This is a genomic window from Microcoleus sp. T3_D1 (genome assembly GCF_036700405.1).
GTDB lineage: Bacteria > Cyanobacteriota > Cyanobacteriia > Cyanobacteriales > Microcoleaceae > Microcoleus.
The window spans coordinates 1-17,800 of the sequence record NZ_JAUBOV010000022.1 but is presented as its reverse complement, the minus strand read 5'-3'; the positions used below and the strand labels follow the sequence as shown (position 1 = coordinate 17,800).

22 protein-coding genes are annotated in these 17,800 nt (G+C 44.7%); 10 read left to right on the top strand and 12 right to left on the bottom strand.

Translation table 11 applies throughout. From position 1 onward, the window contains the following. Nucleotides 1-187: 187 nt before the first annotated feature. The 3 genes from ltrA to QT992_RS12375 all read right to left on the bottom strand — a co-directional run bounded on the left by ltrA (nt 188) and on the right by QT992_RS12375 (nt 3,688). A complete protein-coding gene (gene ltrA / locus QT992_RS12385; protein WP_333335651.1) occupies nt 188-1,846 on the bottom strand; it encodes a group II intron reverse transcriptase/maturase in 1,659 nt (552 codons plus the stop codon). 1,023 nt (nt 1,847-2,869) lie between these two features. Continuing rightward, complete coding sequence (locus tag QT992_RS12380) at nt 2,870-3,358, bottom strand: MerR family transcriptional regulator (RefSeq protein WP_333335654.1); 489 nt, start codon at nt 3,356-3,358, stop codon at nt 2,870-2,872. Between the two features lie 54 nt (nt 3,359-3,412). Further along, nucleotides 3,413-3,688 carry a thioredoxin family protein gene (locus tag QT992_RS12375; RefSeq protein ID WP_333335657.1) on the bottom strand — a complete coding sequence of 92 codons (276 nt, stop codon included), beginning with the start codon at nt 3,686-3,688 and terminating at the stop codon, nt 3,413-3,415. 448 nt (nt 3,689-4,136) lie between these two features. Between QT992_RS12375 and QT992_RS12370 the strand changes: the two genes are divergently transcribed. Beyond that, entirely contained in the window at nt 4,137-4,373 is a 237-nt protein-coding gene (locus tag QT992_RS12370; RefSeq protein WP_333335660.1) for a hypothetical protein, read from the top strand. 270 nt (nt 4,374-4,643) lie between these two features. On the opposite strand, the gene QT992_RS12365 is transcribed toward QT992_RS12370, so the two are convergent. Together QT992_RS12365 and QT992_RS12360 are read right to left on the bottom strand one after the other, a co-directional pair. Next, the gene (locus QT992_RS12365; protein ID WP_333335663.1) at nt 4,644-4,967 is read right to left on the bottom strand and encodes a hypothetical protein; all 324 of its coding nucleotides are present in this window, start codon (nt 4,965-4,967) and stop codon (nt 4,644-4,646) included. Between the two features lie 212 nt (nt 4,968-5,179). After that, the gene (locus tag QT992_RS12360; RefSeq protein ID WP_333335666.1) at nt 5,180-5,302 is read right to left on the bottom strand and encodes a hypothetical protein; all 123 of its coding nucleotides are present in this window, start codon (nt 5,300-5,302) and stop codon (nt 5,180-5,182) included. Here QT992_RS12360 and QT992_RS12355 point away from each other — a divergent pair. The 3 genes from QT992_RS12355 to QT992_RS12345 all read left to right on the top strand — a co-directional run bounded on the left by QT992_RS12355 (nt 5,301) and on the right by QT992_RS12345 (nt 6,398). Beyond that, a complete protein-coding gene (locus QT992_RS12355; protein WP_333335669.1) occupies nt 5,301-5,834 on the top strand; it encodes a hypothetical protein in 534 nt (177 codons plus the stop codon). The genes QT992_RS12360 and QT992_RS12355 overlap by 2 nt on opposite strands. Before the next feature lie 14 nt (nt 5,835-5,848). Beyond that, nucleotides 5,849-6,031, top strand: a complete 183-nt coding sequence (locus QT992_RS12350) for a hypothetical protein (protein ID WP_333335673.1) — start codon at nt 5,849-5,851, stop codon at nt 6,029-6,031. Between the two features lie 73 nt (nt 6,032-6,104). Further along, nucleotides 6,105-6,398 (top strand): hypothetical protein, encoded by a 294-nt coding sequence (locus QT992_RS12345; RefSeq protein ID WP_333335676.1) that lies wholly within the window; start codon nt 6,105-6,107, stop codon nt 6,396-6,398. Nucleotides 6,399-6,684: 286 nt separating this feature from the next. On the opposite strand, the gene QT992_RS12340 is transcribed toward QT992_RS12345, so the two are convergent. After that, entirely contained in the window at nt 6,685-7,551 is an 867-nt protein-coding gene (locus tag QT992_RS12340) for a helix-turn-helix transcriptional regulator (protein ID WP_333335679.1), read from the bottom strand. A 143-nt stretch (nt 7,552-7,694) separates the two neighbouring features. On the opposite strand from QT992_RS12340, the gene QT992_RS12335 reads away from it, so the two are divergent. Both QT992_RS12335 and QT992_RS12330 read left to right on the top strand, forming a co-directional pair. Next, entirely contained in the window at nt 7,695-8,084 is a 390-nt protein-coding gene (locus QT992_RS12335) for a DUF2834 domain-containing protein (RefSeq protein ID WP_333335682.1), read from the top strand. Between the two features lie 437 nt (nt 8,085-8,521). Continuing rightward, nucleotides 8,522-8,878 carry an HNH endonuclease gene (locus QT992_RS12330; RefSeq protein ID WP_015179769.1) on the top strand — a complete coding sequence of 119 codons (357 nt, stop codon included), beginning with the start codon at nt 8,522-8,524 and terminating at the stop codon, nt 8,876-8,878. A gap of 201 nt (nt 8,879-9,079) precedes the next feature. Here the strand turns inward: QT992_RS12330 and QT992_RS12325 are convergent, their stop codons facing one another. The 6 genes from QT992_RS12325 to QT992_RS12300 form a co-directional block, all read right to left on the bottom strand. After that, a complete protein-coding gene (locus QT992_RS12325) occupies nt 9,080-9,712 on the bottom strand; it encodes a hypothetical protein (protein WP_333335685.1) in 633 nt (210 codons plus the stop codon). Between the two features lie 107 nt (nt 9,713-9,819). Continuing rightward, entirely contained in the window at nt 9,820-10,140 is a 321-nt protein-coding gene (locus tag QT992_RS12320) for a hypothetical protein (protein ID WP_333335688.1), read from the bottom strand. 72 nt (nt 10,141-10,212) lie between these two features. After that, nucleotides 10,213-10,452: a hypothetical protein gene (locus tag QT992_RS12315; protein WP_015179761.1), complete on the bottom strand. Its 240-nt coding sequence runs from the start codon at nt 10,450-10,452 to the stop codon at nt 10,213-10,215. A 14-nt stretch (nt 10,453-10,466) separates the two neighbouring features. Continuing rightward, a complete protein-coding gene (locus QT992_RS12310; protein ID WP_333335691.1) occupies nt 10,467-10,688 on the bottom strand; it encodes a hypothetical protein in 222 nt (73 codons plus the stop codon). A gap of 329 nt (nt 10,689-11,017) precedes the next feature. Further along, entirely contained in the window at nt 11,018-11,836 is an 819-nt protein-coding gene (locus QT992_RS12305) for a siphovirus Gp157 family protein (protein WP_333335694.1), read from the bottom strand. Nucleotides 11,837-12,000: 164 nt separating this feature from the next. Further along, the gene (locus QT992_RS12300) at nt 12,001-12,336 is read right to left on the bottom strand and encodes a DUF3846 domain-containing protein (RefSeq protein ID WP_333335697.1); all 336 of its coding nucleotides are present in this window, start codon (nt 12,334-12,336) and stop codon (nt 12,001-12,003) included. Nucleotides 12,337-12,735: 399 nt separating this feature from the next. Here QT992_RS12300 and QT992_RS12295 point away from each other — a divergent pair, with 399 nt between their 5' ends. The 4 genes from QT992_RS12295 to QT992_RS12280 all read left to right on the top strand — a co-directional run bounded on the left by QT992_RS12295 (nt 12,736) and on the right by QT992_RS12280 (nt 17,651). Next, nucleotides 12,736-14,448 (top strand): hypothetical protein, encoded by a 1,713-nt coding sequence (locus tag QT992_RS12295; protein WP_333335700.1) that lies wholly within the window; start codon nt 12,736-12,738, stop codon nt 14,446-14,448. After that, nucleotides 14,441-14,953, top strand: coding sequence for a hypothetical protein (locus tag QT992_RS12290; protein WP_333335703.1), 513 nt, complete (start codon nt 14,441-14,443; stop codon nt 14,951-14,953). Before QT992_RS12295 ends, QT992_RS12290 begins: the two co-directional genes overlap by 8 nt. A 49-nt stretch (nt 14,954-15,002) precedes the next feature. Continuing rightward, nucleotides 15,003-15,800: a mobilization protein MobD-like protein gene (locus tag QT992_RS12285; RefSeq protein ID WP_333335706.1), complete on the top strand. Its 798-nt coding sequence runs from the start codon at nt 15,003-15,005 to the stop codon at nt 15,798-15,800. A 729-nt stretch (nt 15,801-16,529) separates the two neighbouring features. Beyond that, complete coding sequence (locus QT992_RS12280; protein ID WP_333335708.1) at nt 16,530-17,651, top strand: DUF6753 family protein; 1,122 nt, start codon at nt 16,530-16,532, stop codon at nt 17,649-17,651. The last annotated feature ends 149 nt before the right edge of the window (nt 17,652-17,800 follow it).

The window sequence follows — 17,800 nt, the reverse complement described above, 5'->3', positions numbered from 1 at the left end:
TCCGCTGCTCGTCTAGCCTACGAAAGGGTTCGACTTCCCTTTGACCCTCAGTTCGTTTTTCTTCGTTCCCTCGGTTAGATTGTTCGTTCCTTTAGGTGGAGCCAGTGTCGGGTGAGGTTCGAGAGTCACCTCTCTCCCCTCCCCTAAGAACGCAGCATGAGAGTTTCCAGCTCACTGCGCTCAAGCCTTATTTCAAGCGAGATTTGACTTGGGTTTTATGTACCTGTTTATGGCATGGTTTATGCAAGTGCTGAAGATTTTCCACGTCGTCAGTTCCCCCCTCAGCGACAGGTAATATGTGATGGGTTTCGATTTCTTCCCCATTGAGTAAAGGTTCGCCACATTCTGGACACTTCCAGTTTTGGTTTTCTGCTATCGTATAAAGTTTAGTCCCTTTATCAAAGCGGGTTTTTCCAAGCTTCTGGTGGCGTTTTTCCCAATATTCTTTTAACGAGGGGTCGTCGGGGCTAGCGTCACCCTTGACTTTTATATGGCGCACGATAGAAGTAGATGCAATTTGGTAAAGGATAAGTTCCTTGTCCTTTACCCGTCTGTCGCTTGTGGTGCAAGCGAATGTCCATCGATTGCCTTTAATAGTCTTGAAGTAACGTTTGCGTATCCATTTTGAGTTTTTGTTGGGATGCCGACGCTTCGCCCAACGCCAAAGGTATTGCCATATCCGATGATGGATATAACCGAAGGTTTCTTTGCTTACCACCCCTTTGTAATAGTAAGCAAAACCCCTGAGAATTGGATTAAGCTTTTTGATTAAAACTTCTTGTTCTACACTGCTGAGGTTTTTGATTTCTTCTCCTAGGCGCTTACAGAAGGCTAATACCTTCTTTTTGGACGGCTTGATGAGAAGTTTTCCATCGTAGTGTCGGGAGTTGAATCCCAAGAAGTCAAAACCATCTTCCATTGACGTGATAGCCGTCTTCTCAGCGCTTAGTTCAAGACCTCGTTTTGACATCCATGCTTGTATCAGATTTTGGGCAATTTCGAGACTTTCCTTGTCTCTAGCCGTAACAATAAAGTCATCGGCATATCGCACCACACCAAGTTTTGAGTTGGTGGCTTTTATGTAAGTTTCTAAGCCATGCAATCCAATATTGGCTAATAGGGGTGAAATAACCCCGCCTTGTGGTGTGCCTTGTTCCGTAGGATTTAGTTTACCTTGGAACACAAAACCCGCTTTTAACCATCCTTTGACCAGTTCTCTTTTGGGGAAATTACTCATCATGGACAGGATGGATTCATGGGCGATGTTGTCAAAGAATCCCTTGATGTCAGCTTCTAGAACCCAGGTGTCCCTGCCTGTTTTGCTCATACAGGTTCGTATGAAGCCTTGTTCTATGGCATCTTGACAGCTTCTTCCTGGTCGAAAACCATACGAGTGTTGCTCGAATACGGCTTCCCATTCGGGTTCTAGAGAATTCTTTACTATTGCTTGTTCGATTCTGTCGCGCACGGTCGGGATACCGAGCGGTCGTTTCTTCCCGTTAGGCTTCGGTATTTCCACCCTCCGAGTCGGTTTGAGGTTTCCCCCATTCCAGTTATTTACCAGAATCACTCGCTGCTGAGGGGTATTGACAATTTCTTTATCAATTCCTGCCGTTGCTTTGCCTTGATTGGTCTGGGTGATACGTCGCACAGACAACAGTAAATTTGCGTTGCTTCGTAGCATCAATTTTTGTAAGCTTCGTAGCTTACGGAAGTTACCAAGTTTTCTCGCACGAAAGATTCTCTGACGTAGGTTTCTAACGAGTTTGCTAACCTTCTTCCAGTTAACCTGGTTCCAGTCTTCAAGTCGTTTCTTCAGTCCGTTTGTTGTCGTAGTTGACATCATCTAACTTGTCCTCGGATTTGATTCCTTTGTCGGGTTTACTTTCGTATAAGACCCAGAAGAAGTCTGCTTTCCTTTCGGTCAGGGATTATGTTTCAACCCCTATCTGGCTCATTACAAGCCAGCATTCGCTTTTTCTTCCATCCTCTACCCTCCTAAGAATTCTGCTTCGGTTGCCCTTGGCTTACTATCGGTATCGACCTCCGATAGACTCAGTAGGGTTTATCCTGTTGTATCGCTTAGTTGTCTGTTCTCGTTTAGGTACTATCTATTCTGCGGTGAGGGTTATATTCACACGATTTATGAAGGTTAAAATCATAAATCTACTCACTTACCTTTTGGTCGAAGCCTATCAGCCTTATTTGGCTTCTTATCCAGTAACGCAGTTTAAGTGATAGTTCACTTGCGTTTACCATTCAAGAACTCCCCTTTGCTCCTAACCAGTTTGGGCTGCCAGTTTCGGCTACGTTCGTGGTCTGCACTCCGTCCTTTCATTGCTTACTCGGTACGTGACCGGACTCGTTTAAGAGTCTTTTACGTAGGGGTAGAGAGTGTGAATCCTCTAGGGAAGTAGGCTTCCCGTACTAAACGACCAGTTCAGGTCGCGCTTAACTGCTGGATTCCCTGGACTCTTGCCGATATTGGTCAGAAAATTCGGCGGGAATAATCTCCAGTGAAGTCGGGATTAATGGTCTGTGTCCCGCTTGGTTTTTAGTTACTTTTCTAGGCTCTGTTTTCACCATCGGAACTCCCCGTTAACGCCAGTGTCATCTCACATTAGATGTCTGATTGCGTCCTGTTCCCAGCTTCACTCTCCAAGAATCGAGCTTGGTCGGTGTGGGCAGATAGGGAGTCATACCTGAGTCTGGCAGAAGGGACTTACACCCTTATCAGACCGAGAGTTCAGCCTTGTGGCTGGAAACGTTATGTACGGGTTGATTACCGTGATTCACGTTTCAACGAATCGCACCAAACCAAAACCTCAAAACCTCCGCCATGCCCAAAATCCATGAGTGCGATCGCATATCAACGCTTAAGACGCTCTTTAACAACTGTTTCGCTGGTAATGTTTCGGGGGGTATCGTTTTCTTGCTCAATCAGCCGACAGATTGTGCTACCACAGATGACATTGTTCGGTGTGGTTGACTCTTCTTCAACCAAAGCCTCAATCTTTGAATACCGATTAGCCAAATCCTGGCGAAATTCAACCATTTCCTCAATACGGCACTCCAACTCATCTAGATGCTGCTTTACCATTGCCTTAAGGCTTGCACAGGGAGGAATACCTTGGGCGCTGATGTCAATGAGCTTTTTGATCTCATCTAGGGAAAGTCCGAAGTGCTTAGCTTTTTGAATAAACCGCAGACGTTCTAACGCTTCTTCTGAATAGATACGATATTGTGACTGTGTTCGCTCAGGTGGCTTGAGTAGTCCCAAGCGTTCGTAATAGCGAATTGTCGGAACTGGTATACCCAGTTGACGGCTTAACTGGCTGATAAACAATCCCTGTTTCACTTTCTTACCCCCTCTTTAATTCAGCAGGGGGAGTTGCCCTCCCCCTTCAGTAATTTATCCTTGCCCAATCCCAGCAGCTATAAGCACTTCGCGGGACACTGGCTGTTGGTTTGAGCAGCACTCAGCAAGCTTGCCATTTATAACAACAGCAGGGACACGATTAATGCCGTACTGGTTTGCTTTCTCGCGACACTCATTGGTAGCGCAACCCTCACGCAGATCGTAAACCTGCACCTCACAGTTTGAGCAGGCTAACTCCCTCACCAACTTAACGGCTTCATCACACAAGGGACACCCAGCAGTGAAGACTTCGACTATACGTTTGGCCATTCTCTTAACCTTTTTTGAAGAGTTAAGTAATTGGACAGAATTAATTACACACTGATTTTTTGCTGTTCTTTACTAGACAAGGCTTATCGCCCAAAGTTTTGTGTAATTAATTGTGTCCTACTACTTATAAGAGTAGCTTAAACCTTGAACCTGACTTCAATGTCAAGGGGATGGGAAACTTTTTTTACAGCGCTAGCAAAAAGTGAATTGTTTATAAACGCTCTATATGCCCATACCCGCATAAAAATATATGCTTGAAGGGAGGGAAATTGTAGGCTGACCAAACCCAGCTCCCGGAAATCGAGTAGAGAGTCAAGTAGAAAAGTCAACATCATTCTTCAGGCATATTTACTCGAATTTTTGAATTTAGGTCTTGACTCTCTAGTCAGGTGGAGAGTTTAGTATGGACTTAGTTTTAAGAAAATTAGTCACTAAATTGAGGATAAAGATGAGTATGCTCACACTTGCTAAAACAGTAATCGGTGGAACTATAGCTGGCTTAACGTTGTTAGCTTTGACAGCTAATTCCTCGTTTGCAGACACTCACAACCAGACTGCTAGTCAAACAATAGCGCAAACCAATCAAGCTCCGCAGCAGCCTACTGAAGGCGGATGTAGCTGTTGCAAGGATATGATGAAAAATATGCCTGGGATGACAGGAAATCAAAGCAACCCCTCCAGATAGACAGTTATTGCGATCGGGCGATCGACTAGACCCCCTTCCCACGCCGGAATAACCGCCCCATAAGCTAAAAACGGCGTTGCTGAATCAGGGTATGAATCAACTTTTCGCTTGATGTTACAGAACTCACCATACTTGGCTTATAGCAATTGGGAAATCTTGAATTCATACTTGTATTCAGCAACGCCCGACATCCCTCCGGTGCATTGGGATTGCCCAGAATGCGGATGGATGAATGATTCGGTTTGAGGCGATGGTTCGCAACGATAATTATCAGCAACGGGAAAACACTCGCTCGACACCCCACTTGGAAGTGCAGCCGACTACTCCCCCAACAAACACCCAAAACGCGCCTTGAGGCCACACACTTAACACCCCAAACTCATGCGGCCACGATTTCCACAAGCGAAACATGATTGCAGCGAGCGTGGTTAGTAAGAATATTTTGCCAACAGTTGCTTCACCGATCGTCCAACCCCGGTAGATTCCCTGGCAACAGGCGATCGTAAATTCAATAAACAGCACCAAGTTCAAAACGCTGATGATGGCGCTGTTGATGTTGCTGTCGATGTTCTGCAAAAAAGTTAGTGAATTCATAGGGGTGATTTTTTAGACTACTCCCCAATCTAGCAAGCTTAACAGAAGTTGTGTGGTCGCTGCTTTTCAAGTTTCCTCACCAACGGTCATCAGCCCAGGAGTCACAAACTAAAAAACCCAGGGAGCGGTGGTTGAATGCGATAATGGGGGTTTTAGGAGGGTCAGCGTTTGACGATCGCTCTTCGTGGTTTTCTTTTACCAGTCAAGCTTCCCTAGCGATCTGCACCGTCTCTCCTAGAAACTGTTTTGTGTTGTGGATGAGTAACCGGAGGCTCGTCGGGAGCACTTTTTTTCTGTCGTTGTGGCTTAGGTGGTTCTTGTTGAGGATCGGACATGGAAAATTTTCAAATAGAAGATGAACAAAGCGAACATACCAATATTAGCTTAATATACAGCTACACCGAGTATCGACTTAAACTTACTAATGATAGTATCAATGCACTCAATACAAAATTGAGTTCTATTTTGGCTTTTAGCGCCACCTCAATCATTTTTTCGATTAACCTACCTAACCAAGCATTTATAGCTAGTCCAAGTCATCAGTATATCTGCTATTGCTGCTTGTGGCTAAAGATTGTAGTATGCGTTTTCCTAGCTCTAACAATATATCTAAGCGTTCTTGGATTTCGACCTAGGGCAGCGGGAGGCATGACCCCACCCGACCTGTTGATGAAAGAAAACTACTACGATTCTGATGAGGACTGCCGATTAATTATTACTAAAACCTGGATAGAAGCCTTAAAGGAGCTTGAGATGTTGCGAGATCAAAAAGCTAAGGTGGCCGATCAGGCAATCCATACGTTATGTGTTGCCGCCTTTTGTGCAACAGGTAGTGTTATCTTAGCTTCTGTACTTTCAATGTTATAAGCTGGAGGTTTTCAATGTCGGACCCACAGAATCAGCCATCCAACCAAAACAAAGACAATACATCCCACAACCCCAAGTCAAGCGAACGAAGTCAGAAGAAATCAGCCCCAGAAGACCCTCCGGCAACTCCTCACGACCAGAGGACAAACTCCTCGAATTTCGGGGAAGGCAAATCTGATAAAGTAGCAGAATTTTGATGTGAAAAACGATCGCTAAGAGTGGATGTTGTGTTGGAATAGAGGAACAGTCCCCGATATTGAAGCCTGACTGATGACCGACTCACCGCTCGAACCGCTCGATTTGCTGGACACCGACTACGCCGACATCCTTGCCAGCAGCAGCCATCCCCCATTCGAGCTGCAACTGGTGAGGTCGGGGATTGATACCGCAGAAGCCCCCATCAAAACCAATTTCCTGACACTGGTACGCCAAAAACCTGAAACTCCCGAACAATGGACTCCTTTAACCGAAGCATGGGAAGTAGCTTGCGAGTATGAGCCCACCGTTGAAGATTTTCGGGCGTTGCTCATTTATGGTATGAACGACTCAATCTGCAAAAAATGAAACAAGCGCGTCAGAACATCTTCGGAATTTCCAACTTATCTATTTTCATACTGTGATTCAGCAACACCCAACAAAGATTTATCAGGCTAAGGCTTTTTCCTAATATCGAAGCGACGCGCGAGCAACCAGACACTCATTGGGCGACCGACCCTCGCGCTGCCCGTTGTGCGGATGGTTTCTAAGATGGCCTCGACTGTTTCAGGGGAATACTTCGGCATTGAGTGCGCTAACGATATCTGTGCCCATATTAGCCCACCGGCCCCGGCTTTCTGGGGAGTACCCATCTCTAGTGGGGTGCCGGTGTATCCCTGTAAAAGTTTGCAAGATTGGTTTGCGCCGCCTCATCTGCCGGAAACAGGCTTTCAATCCGCAGTTCCTGCAACGTGATGTCATGAGGAGTACCTAACGTGGCGATCGCCGAAAATAAATTAAGGCTCAGTCCGTCTTTGACAAACTGTACCGTCAACAAGGGTAGTTGCCAGGTGCGGGGTAGGGATTGCTGCCACAAGCGGGGGGCATCTGGATAAGCTTGTAGTTCTTGAAAAAGAGCCATAGATTCGTCGCTATGTCCATCGACGAACGCTTCTCGATACACCCGTTGCATCAGATGGCTAGCAATTTCTTCCCAATTCCCCACAAACGGCTTGAACCCTTGAGGATGAAACATCAGCCGCATCAAATTAATCCTGCCGTTGATGCAGAAATGGTGTTGCAGCTTCTCTGGATGAACTAACCAATTGGTGAGCTGTTGCGCGGCTGTATTGCTCTGGATTAAATTCCAATAACGATCCATTACTAATGCCGGATAGGGTTCTTGCTGGCGCAAGATAAACTCTATGGCTTTGCGGATCGGTTCAACTTCAGGCGCTGATAAATCGCTTTGGGAATAAATTGGCGCAAAGCCCGCCGCCGTGAGCATGATGTTTTGGTCGCGCAGAGGAACATCTAGCACAGCCGCCAGTTGCAGTACCATATCCCGGCTGGGATTAGCTCTGCCTGATTCTAAGAAGCTGATATGCCGCTGAGAGACATTACCAGCTAAAGCCAAATCGAGTTGACTCAAACCGCGTTGATTGCGCCAGTGTTTGAGCAGATTCCCAAAGGATGCGTCTCGGTTTGGAGTTGATTGCGTTGAGGTTGAAGCGATCGCCATTTTACTATCCTTATTACCTCGTAGGTAATTGTTTATATTATCTCGGAGGGTGACAATCAGAGCAACAGGGTTGATGACGAACTTTTACGCTTCGCCAAACCAAGTCCCTGTTGAAGTGCTGATAACAAAAGGAAAGTGAACCTATGTCCAATGCAACTTATCTACACCGGCAAGTACCTACATCCAAAAAAATTCTGTCAACCCAATCGCTTTATCTGCTGCTAACGATTATTGGTGCGATCGCGCCTTGGAGCTTTCTGCTGAAGTTCTTTCTCCAGAATGGTCTTGAGCTCGATTTGTTTTTCCAGAATGCGTTCGCCAATCATGTCGCTTCTGCCGTAGCAATAGATTTGCTCATTTGTGCAGATGTCTTCTTCTGTTTTTCATTTATTGAGCTGAAGCGATTAGGTTTGTCTCGTCGCTGGTTGTTTGTTTACGTTGTCGCTACTTTTGGCATTGGTGTATCTTGTGCTTTGCCTTTATTTTTATATTGGCGCGAACGAGCATTAGAAACCCTAAAGTTTGAGCATTAAGCTCTACGTGGAGACTTTCTGACTCCAGCTCCGCGTTATCCTTATCGGCTGGCAAGGCTAATAAAGTCACCCGCGCCAGCCGCAAACACCTGTGAGATTGACTCGGCATCTGTGTGAGCCATCAAAACCCGCACTCGGAAGATTTGCCGAGTGCGGGTTTTGGGGCACGACCTGACACAAGTCGAAGTCGTAGAACATCGCTCTGGCAGTGGAGCCTACATTATGAGGGTTACCGCTGGCGGTTTGTTGCAGTGTATAAAAAGTTGGTAAGGGCCGCGTCGGTGCAGCCCGCGAGCCGATTTTCGCTTATTAGCCGAATTCCTGTGGGAGAATCAAGGCAGCGTTGAAGTTGACCTTGACTGCTGACAACTTAGAATTTACTTTCACTTCGATAACAAAGCGATCGCCATATTTTGAAAAGATGAGCTTTTACCGCTATGCCTAAACCAAAGAGGTATCCCGACAATTGGCAAGAGATTGCACTCTCGGTGAAAGAAAACGCAGGGTGGCGTTGTGCAAAGTGCCATCAACAATGCCTCCGACCCGGTAAACTCCGACCCGGTAAACAAAGCGGCTTAACCAAATCTGAACGGTGTGCTTTAACTTTAGCGGTGCATCATCGCAATCGGATACCGGAGGACAATCGCCCAGAAAACTTAATCGCTCTGTGTACCGCGTGTCACCTGTCCTATCACAATCGCGGTCAATCAAACGTATCGCCAGGGCAATTATCCTTGTTCCCCGATGATGGCATTGACTGGGATATTATGGAGTGCTCTCTGGAATCGGCATGAAACAATGTATCCGCTCCGAATCCGCTGGTGTCCGTTTACTTTGTTTAAAGGTAGCTTTACAGTTTTCCAGCGCGAGCGTGTTCGCCGTTGAAGAGGAAATTTCGTATTTTTGTTTAAGGGCTAACTCCGCGTTTGCTACACTATGGGTGTTTTGTACCCATGCCGGGGCTGTAATATTGATACTTTCCCGGCATAGGTTATTTAGTTATTCTCTAATTGCTGTTGGTGTTCCTTAGCTTCCGAGATTCTACGTTTGAGAGTGTCTAATGCCATTATCGCTGTCCAATTACCCCGATTAGCTAATTGGATATATTGCTGTATCAATTCTTCGGTGATTTGTTGGTCTAGCCACTGCACCAATTCTGCGGTTGCGAGGCGCGCTTGGGGATTGGTGTTGCCGAACATCTCGAACATTCCCAAACGCTGCATTTGCTCTAAGGTCATACTTTCCACCGCTTTCACGGCTTCTTCAAACTCTTGGGCGGTCAACTGGGACGGCTCATGAGGATGCTGCTGTAACAGGAAATAATCAATTTCTTTGTACGCGCCGACATACATTTTATGGCGAACAGTGTCACATAAAATTGCGTGTTCGGGCAATTCATCATCAGAGCCTAAGTTGTAAGGCTCTAAGTGAATTGCTAGAGTTATGTGTTCTATCAGTGGCGCATACACGGCGTAGTAGCTAAATGTAGCCATTGCTCTGCCATTACTCCATGTGGCTTTGCTTCCTTGGTAATAAAGAGCAAAGTATTGAGTGTTGTTGACTCCCACCATCCCCGGTAACATGGGTGGCATCGCTACGGGTAATTCGATGAAGTGTGTTCCTAACATGATTCCTCCTTGTTCAAGTAAAAGGGTATGGAAACGCTGGTTTTTTGCCCTTTCGTGTATTCAATATCTACCGTTGTTTCAGTCAATGCTCAACAACGAATTGCTCTTTATTTTGTTGTTATTTCATTTGAGTTACCTCCCAGATATCGGGGTGTTTTAAATGTTTGAATCCATTGGGCATCAACACGAACCATCATTTCTGATGAATCATTTTTGATGGCATTCAGCCAAGGATTTTTCGCATCTCTCAGAATAAACTCTACTTTAATAGACTGCACGAACACTTCAGGCGGAACCCGACTAGCTTCAATCCATACCCCATCATCAAACGGGTTGATTGGATAAATCATTTTTTTGAAGTTATACACATTGTCGTGATAGCAGTAGGGATACTCATAGCGCGATACCATCCGATTGGAATGAGACATGGGATTGTACTTTCTCTTCGGAGAAAATCTGCATATTTTATGACTCCATTAATCCAAGAGTGTAGTAGTTATCTAACAATCGAGCGAAAGAAAACAGCCGTTAGATTGATAAGCCAAAGTTATCTTTAGTTCAAGCCCTTCTGTTCTCAAAACTTTTTCTGCCTCATCCAACAGCTCAAAAGAGTTGAACCAAACTTGAATGATGCCCTCAAGTTTATGATGCTTTAAGGTGTATCCTCGTTCGTGATGGGAAGGGTGACGGCATCTCACGAAGCAAGCCGTTCTGAGGAATGTGTGAATGTTTCTGGTCATTTTTATGTGTTCTGTTATTCAAATAGGATGAGAGCGCTGCTTTCTTGGCGTTTCCCGTAGTCTGGGTCTACCTGCTTTCTCAACGCTTCAAACTCATCAAATAACTCACTCCGAACGTACTTGGTGTTGTTTCTAGAGCTTAGTTTGTAATAGGCGTGTTGCCATTCTGCAAAGGCATTCAATGATGCGCTGCTGTGCAGCAACCAATCGCAGTTGTTGAGGTGCTTGAACCCCACTTTTCATCAGTCCATTCGGTGTTCGCATTATCCTTGCTATGCCAGCAAATATACACCGCACCTGGGAATCCTTTGAGTAGCACTATTTCGTACAAATTCCAAGCTTCTGTGTAACGGTAGCAACTTTCTTCGTTGATGCACTCTCCGCCTTCATCTAAACCCATTTGAGTACAATCTAACCCTAAACAGCAGTGCATTGTGTACCTCTAACTTACTATTTTTTCTACACTAGCGACAGCTATCTTATTAAAATTGCTTTTGTTTTGAGGTTAACATTAAGCAGAAAAGAGTCCTTTGTAAAAAGTGATTATTTCCTGCTTAATGGCAATCTATAGAACTCTCAAATGAGTTTCGCGTTCTCCGAATTGTGCAACTTTCTGAGCTTCGATATCTCCCGCTTCCAAGGCTTGTCGGATGACTGAATTATCGGGCGATACTTCAATCCGTTGAAACTGGGGAGGAAGTTGATTTACTTCACAAGGGAGTTTGAGGGGTAAAACTCCGCCATTGTTGCTGATAGTTAAGTGGAAGCGATGCAGGCTTAGTTTCTTGACACCCTGAGATTTGAGACACTTTTTGAGCTGCGCTTTCATCCAATTCACTCGTTTGCTGTCGGTAGCTGCGAGTTTATTCAGGCGTTCTGCTTCAGATTTACGTTGTTGGCTCAGGGCATGGCGGTTGGTAATGGCAGCGCAGTAGTTATCAACCTTGGAAAGCCATTGCTCGTAGGCACTACCCCGTTGTTCTAAGAGTTGTTGCACCGCTACTTCTAATTCGGGTGTGATTTCTTCACCTTCGATGTTGTCGATTAGTTCATCCAAGTCCTCCAGTTCTACAGTGAGTAAATGCAATGACTTAGTGCGCCCTCGGTGAGCCTCACAGCGATTGGAAATCAGAGCACGTTGGTCTGGGTTCATGTGTTGCCATGCTTGCTGCACAATTGAGTCGGCTTCAGGAGTTTCGGGGGTGTCGTATTGTGCTTTTAGTTGAGCTTTGAGGGCGGTCAGTGCTTCTATTCCCTGCTCTGAGGTTGCTAGTAATTGAGCGCAAATAACATCCAATAAGGACGTATTGGGCGTATTAGCCGTAGATTCACTCGATGTGACAGGTTCTTGAGATGCGGGTAATTGTGTCTTCTTTCTGGGCATGGTGTCGCAATTGTTCTAATTGTGATTTACAACCATTGCGATAGCCATTTTCTTGAAGTTATTTTAGGTATTAATTTTATAATTATTAGCTATTAGTAAGACGTTATTATTATAAAATTTTAAATAAGGAAGTTGCCCCAAGCGCAAACTTGAGGCATGATAGATTAGATCCTGCTCGCAATAATCAGATTTGTCGCGACTAATTGAAACTGAGCTTCGGTCAACCCTATTGTTTCACCATCATCCGTACAGGCAGTAGCAATCACTTGACCGCCAAGTGCAATACTGCGACGGGTAATGCAGGTTAAGGGCAATTCCTTGTATAAGAATTCCTCATCACAGATTAGGTCTATCGCGGGATCTGGAAATTGATTCGGGACATATTCTATGAACGCAGGTTTACCTGCAATGCCCACTCGGTTTTGCAAATCTGCAAGTTCCAACTTTTTTTCTACTTCCAGCCGGTGGATTCCTGTTGAATTAATCAAAGCGTAGAGCATAGCTTACTCCCTATTTTTTACACCCTAGCGGTAGCCCTTTACTTTAAATTTTTCGTATATTTAAAATTACTCTTGATATGCGGGTATTGCTTATAACGATGGCGTAATTACCAAGTGGGGTACGTTCGATAAGTGCTACTCCCACACCGAACTCAAACACTTTATTGAAAATACTTTGGGCGTACCTGCTCGGTATCTCACTCACAATACCTACACCGTTTCTTACAACTCTAAAGCTCTTTCCCTGATAATCTACCCAAGATTTTTTCCTTGAAAGGCAGCCTGTCCCCGCCATTTGGAGGGGGCTATTTTAATTATCCAAAACCACCGGATTTGGTGAGGTCAGACTTAAACTGAAGCCAATACTATCATTTTATAACGTAATAAAAGCCAGCGTTTATGAAGAAAAAATCCTCAATACCAGATGCGATTCTGGCTATAGATTTTGGCGGCTTATCTACTAGAGTTTTCTGCCAAAGCTCGCAAGCAGGCAGTAAAGCAAACTCCTTTGTAATGGAATCGCAGGTGGGGCCAGTGAGCCAAGACATAGCCAATTGTTTCACACAACCCAACCTCGCATCAGCATCTCCCGAAAATATTGCTTGGGTGGCAATTGGTAATGAATGCCGAGCCGTTGGCTACCTAGCAGCAGCGCAATTCAATGCTCACATCGGTTTAGCGGGACTGAAGTACAGTAGCGCTTTGTACAAAGCTCTAGCAGCTTTGTGGGTAGTGTCGCGGAAGTTAGATTTAGGCAATCAATTTAGCGCTGCGATCTCCGTTTTCTTGCCCCCAGGCGAATTTAATGACTCCAAGCAATTTTTTGAGCTATTAAGTCAATACTCTGCTTCATTTGAAACACCCACCGGCAAGCTATCCGTCACCCTGGACAAAACCCAAGCTTTGCAAGAAGGTGGCGGCATTGCTTTGATCCACAACAGTAATTTAGGTTCAGCCTTCAAGCAGCGGGTAACTGCCTTTGTTATGGTAGGATTTCGCAATGCTTCGGTAATAGTTTCGGCACGCGGTGCTGTCGGTAAGGGCAAAACTTCAGACTTAGGAATGGTAAGGTTGGTGGATCTAGTTCAAGAGCGAACCTCTAACTACGATGCTTCCCGTTTGGCTTTATCAATCGCTCAAGCGGGCGTAAGCTACAACCGCCCTTACTTTTACCGAATTGCTCGGAATCGAGAGGAAACAGCTAAAGATCGAGAAGTTGACCAATTGATTGAAGCAGTCAAGCTGTCTCGCTTCGACTACGCTCGAATGCTATCTCATTGGATTAATGAAGTGCTGCCGCCCGATTTAGATGAAATTGTATTTTGCGGGGGGACTTCTGAATATATGAAGCCAGAACTGCGAAATCAGTTTTCTCATTATTCGCTATCTTGGCACGCAGGTATAACAGTGCCAAAAACACTTGACCCTGATGGTTTAGGTTGCCGCATAGCTGATGTTTACGGACTATTTTCTTACTTCAAATCTCAGTGTGAGGTACTGAGGCAAAGGTCTGTTGCGGCAACTTCTCAGAGGGCAGAAGATACAACTTCCACTTCAGGAGATGCTCCACTCCCTCCAACCGATCTACAGAGTGTAAAAGAAGGCGCTGAACAATCTACCAAGCCAAAATCTGAACAATCTACCAAGCCAAAATCTGAACAATTTACCAAGCCAAAATCTGAACAATCTACCAAGCCAAAATCTGAACAACCTACTCACCCCAAATCCGAGCCACCTACTAAATTAAAACTTGAGCAATTTACTCACGCTCAATCCGAGCAATCTACTGAACAAAAATTTGAGGAATCTACTGAACAAAAGACTGAAGATATTACTGAACAAAAATTTGAGGAACCCGCTGAACAAAAATTTGAGGAACCCGCTGAACAAAAGACTGAAGATATTACTGAACAAAACACTGAAATTGGCGCTCAACAAAAGGCTGATTCAAGTATCAAACATAGCTGCTTAGATGATTCTAACAAATTGAGTGATGAGCCGTCGTCCAATACAGAACCTTCATTAGAGGAATCAGAAGCAAACTTAGATGCAGCTCTCTTATTGGGAGGGCCCTACCGAGGTGCTGGAAAGAAGGTGAGGAATTATGCCTAGAAAACGCTACAAGGAATTTTGCTGGCGCTGTCAAGTTTTGCCAGATTCCGAAGACGCTATCTTGCTGTCTTACCTACAAAATCATCCTTTTTTTAGCTTCAAAGAAACGATTTTACCTCTGATAAAAGCGCGGTGGCTGTTAGCAGCTTTACGCAATAGCGGTAGTCATTCTAGTACAGAGTTAGAGTATTTGAGGCGAGAAAGCATTAATTTTTTGCTTAGGCAGATAGATGAAGTTTGCCGAGATGCGGGATTTAACTGTACCGAGTTAGGAGTAATTGCCCCTGGTATTTCTTCGGGTTTAATTCCTTTAGCTACTTTCTCTCACTTGTCGAATCCAAGTACATCTATTGCTACGGAATTAACTGCCCCTGAGAGTTCAAATCCCGCAAGTTTGCCCGAAGAAAAAGAAGCAGAGGAATTTTCGGGAGAAGTTGAGTTTGAAAACAGCGCGTTTAACTTAGCTGGTTTCGATCCAGCAATGGTCGGGCCTAGCTTTAGTTAAAAATTATTAAGTCTTGAATAGAAATCGACATCCAGCAAGGAGGAATGAAATGACTAACATGATTCACTTGGTTGACGGCGAGAAAGGTGGCGTTGGCAAGTCGATGCTAACTCGGATTCTGGTTGAATTCAATCAGAAGTATGAACTGCTGTACACGTTAATTGATGGCGATTTTCAAAATCCTGACGTGCAGCAGCGCTATCCTGAACACAATGCAAAAATCGTAGCTTTAGTTGAGGATGAAGAGAAGTTTTTCGATATCGATATTATTTTTGAAACAGCAGTAGAAACTCCTGTAATTGTCAATTTACCAGCTCGGGTTTACGGCATTATCAACAAATGGATTGATGAAGCTAATTTAACTTCTCCCGATTTTAAAGAGCAGTCAGGAGTTGATGTATGCAAGTGGTTTATTTGCGGGGGCACGACGGACAGCATTGAAATGTTTATTGACTCTTTCAACTACTTTGAAGGTCAGCTCAATCACATTTTTGTCCGCAATTTTGGAGTTTGCAAAGATTGGTCGCACGTACAAAGCCATAAAGAAATGAACAAGCTCATTAATAATTACCGAATTCCTGTGGTAGATTTGCCGGCTCTGAGTGCAAGAGAGCGCAAGTTTATTGATACGAAGCGGTTGTCATTTTCTCAAGCAATGAAACACTCTGAATTCTTCTTGATTAGTCAGCAGCGATTGCATACTTTTCTGGAAGACTGTTTCCGTCTGATAGAAGATGTAGGTTTGTTTAACAACGTACCCAATCGCAATAAAAAAGAAGCCATCGCGCCCCATGAACAAAAAAAAAATGAGGAAATGCAGATAGAAAATGAGCAACAAAATGAGTAACCAAATAAGCAACAGGTTGTAAAGTCTCAGGAGGCTGTAATTTGTAAAAAAGGTATCGTAAGCTTTTAAGAATCTAAATTAAGGCTTACGCACACACTCTACTGATAGGGTGTGCCGAAACCAGCCCGCTGGCTGAGGACAATCAACGCAGTTGTGTTATCCTAGGCGTTGGATATTAGCAATAAACGTTGTTTATTGCGTTTAAACTCTGAAAGTAAGAAGATTGATCGATCGCCCGCTACGAGATTTCCAGGGTTTCAAAAACTTCTTCACCACTGGGCCAGCGGGGTGGGTGTGCCGAAACACATCTTAATACTACAGATAGTGTCTAAACCGATAATTTGCGGGTATTCGTGTAAATTTTACAGTCATATCAATTCCGGTTGCACTCAGACATGATGTTGACTGTTGACCCTTCGACCCTTCGGCTACGCGGTTCCTGAGCGTAGTCGAAGGGCAGGGCAACGCTCCGCGGTTCCTGAGCGTAGTCGAAGGGCAGGGCGACGCTGTTGACTGTGAATCGAACAACTGAAAATTGCGCCGAGATAGGTGGCGACTTGTAACAATCATTCATAAATTGCCCTCTAATTTATCACCTGACGATGCAGCCGGAAACGAGATCAATGGGTGATGAACTCGTTAGGAGACGGACAAAATATGAGTTCACACTATAGAATGCGCGATGCAGAACAGCATAAAGATTAGGATTTTGATTAGGTAGGAGGTTAAATGTCCGATCGACTTTTAGAAGAACTTTCCGAAGTTGACTCTGAAGAGTTTGGCGAGATATTGGAAACGCCAAGGGAACAGGGCAGACTTAATAATACCAAAAATAATTCCATACAATCCGCTGAAAAATCGCAAAGTTTGCCCGATTCTCCAGATACAGTCCCAGAAGATGCAGTAGAAGAAAAGTTGAAATCAGATGGGAGTAAGCTAAATGAAGAGGAGTTTTGGGAACTCATAGACGATGATTCGAGGGAAAGAGAAGCTCTGAACAGAGATCCTTTATCTGCCCCTCCCATGTACGAGAGAGATACTGAGTCACTAATCAGCCAGGTACTCAAGGGCAAAGACTCCAAATTTCGCTCTCATGTCATTCAGACAGCTTACCGATACGGTCTCAATAAAAATGACCCACTTTTTATCGTATTGCTGGCGACAGGTCAACTAGAACTGCTGTTAGAAAAAAAACCGCAAGAGATTGACCAGTTTTTTAAGAATTGGCAATCTCAATGGCAAGGTGATTTGAAAGATTCTCAAGCTGTTATTTCTCAAGAACTGGAACAAGTTCGGCAGCTTACTGAAAATTGGGAAAAAGAAAGCAGGGAGTTTTTAGAACGGCAGGGAAAAGCGGCTGTTAAGGTGCAACATCGCCACATTTCTAACTCAGTTTACACCCTAGTGCGACAAGCAGCTTTAGAGAAAGTTGCTCACGATATTTGGTCGGTGATTTTTGGGAGCGGGGTAGTGTTAGGGGCAATGGCGATCGGCGCGTTTATCGGGTTAGCGCTGCCCCGGTTCATTCCACCGCCTGAACTCGACCCAAAAGGGCCGCGCCAGCTCACTTTAGAACAAGCTGTAGCTCTCGAATGGGGGCTGAGCAAAGAGGGTCAGTTTGCTCGCAAGAACGCGGATACAATTCAGTGGGCAACAAGCAATGAAGGGAAATATGCTCGCCAACTAATGAGCTGGAATCAAGCTTTGTTGAGCGAGAAAGGTGGCAAAAAATTGTGTGAAACTGAAATAAATCGATTGGGGGTGACGCTGACTGTAGAGGGTAAACCTGCACAAAAAGGATTTTGTACTTTGTGGATTCGCTCCCCTCAAGAACGAGAATTTGTTCATTGAGGGCAAATACTAAAATCGAGAATGGGATGTAAATAAGTTAGCGTGAACTAACCTGACGGTCAACTGGGTACAGTTAGACCGCAGGCTTCTTTTTCCTTTTTTTCAAAGGCTTTTTTGAGTGACGGAGTTCCCCCGCCACTTTCGTAACT

What these genes read in the sequence shown, in the direction of transcription:
- QT992_RS12375 (WP_333335657.1), bottom strand. Translation starts at nt 3,688, where the DNA reads ATGGCCAAACGTATAGTCGAAGTCTTCACTGCTGGGTGTCCCTTGTGT.
- QT992_RS12315 (WP_015179761.1), bottom strand. Translation starts at nt 10,452, where the DNA reads ATGACCAGAAACATTCACACATTCCTCAGAACGGCTTGCTTCGTGAGA.
- QT992_RS12355 (WP_333335669.1), top strand. Translation starts at nt 5,301, where the DNA reads ATGGAAAATTTTCAAATAGAAGATGAACAAAGCGAACATACCAATATT.
- QT992_RS12295 (WP_333335700.1), top strand. Translation starts at nt 12,736, where the DNA reads ATGAAGAAAAAATCCTCAATACCAGATGCGATTCTGGCTATAGATTTT.
- QT992_RS12370 (WP_333335660.1), top strand. Translation starts at nt 4,137, where the DNA reads ATGAGTATGCTCACACTTGCTAAAACAGTAATCGGTGGAACTATAGCT.
- QT992_RS12320 (WP_333335688.1), bottom strand. Translation starts at nt 10,140, where the DNA reads ATGTCTCATTCCAATCGGATGGTATCGCGCTATGAGTATCCCTACTGC.
- QT992_RS12300 (WP_333335697.1), bottom strand. Translation starts at nt 12,336, where the DNA reads ATGCTCTACGCTTTGATTAATTCAACAGGAATCCACCGGCTGGAAGTA.
- QT992_RS12280 (WP_333335708.1), top strand. Translation starts at nt 16,530, where the DNA reads ATGTCCGATCGACTTTTAGAAGAACTTTCCGAAGTTGACTCTGAAGAG.
- QT992_RS12330 (WP_015179769.1), top strand. Translation starts at nt 8,522, where the DNA reads ATGCCTAAACCAAAGAGGTATCCCGACAATTGGCAAGAGATTGCACTC.
- QT992_RS12285 (WP_333335706.1), top strand. Translation starts at nt 15,003, where the DNA reads ATGACTAACATGATTCACTTGGTTGACGGCGAGAAAGGTGGCGTTGGC.
- QT992_RS12360 (WP_333335666.1), bottom strand. Translation starts at nt 5,302, where the DNA reads ATGTCCGATCCTCAACAAGAACCACCTAAGCCACAACGACAGAAAAAA.
- ltrA (WP_333335651.1), bottom strand. Translation starts at nt 1,846, where the DNA reads ATGATGTCAACTACGACAACAAACGGACTGAAGAAACGACTTGAAGAC.
- QT992_RS12350 (WP_333335673.1), top strand. Translation starts at nt 5,849, where the DNA reads ATGTCGGACCCACAGAATCAGCCATCCAACCAAAACAAAGACAATACA.
- QT992_RS12325 (WP_333335685.1), bottom strand. Translation starts at nt 9,712, where the DNA reads ATGTTAGGAACACACTTCATCGAATTACCCGTAGCGATGCCACCCATG.
- QT992_RS12290 (WP_333335703.1), top strand. Translation starts at nt 14,441, where the DNA reads ATGCCTAGAAAACGCTACAAGGAATTTTGCTGGCGCTGTCAAGTTTTG.
- QT992_RS12335 (WP_333335682.1), top strand. Translation starts at nt 7,695, where the DNA reads ATGTCCAATGCAACTTATCTACACCGGCAAGTACCTACATCCAAAAAA.
- QT992_RS12340 (WP_333335679.1), bottom strand. Translation starts at nt 7,551, where the DNA reads ATGGCGATCGCTTCAACCTCAACGCAATCAACTCCAAACCGAGACGCA.
- QT992_RS12365 (WP_333335663.1), bottom strand. Translation starts at nt 4,967, where the DNA reads ATGAATTCACTAACTTTTTTGCAGAACATCGACAGCAACATCAACAGC.
- QT992_RS12345 (WP_333335676.1), top strand. Translation starts at nt 6,105, where the DNA reads ATGACCGACTCACCGCTCGAACCGCTCGATTTGCTGGACACCGACTAC.
- QT992_RS12305 (WP_333335694.1), bottom strand. Translation starts at nt 11,836, where the DNA reads ATGCCCAGAAAGAAGACACAATTACCCGCATCTCAAGAACCTGTCACA.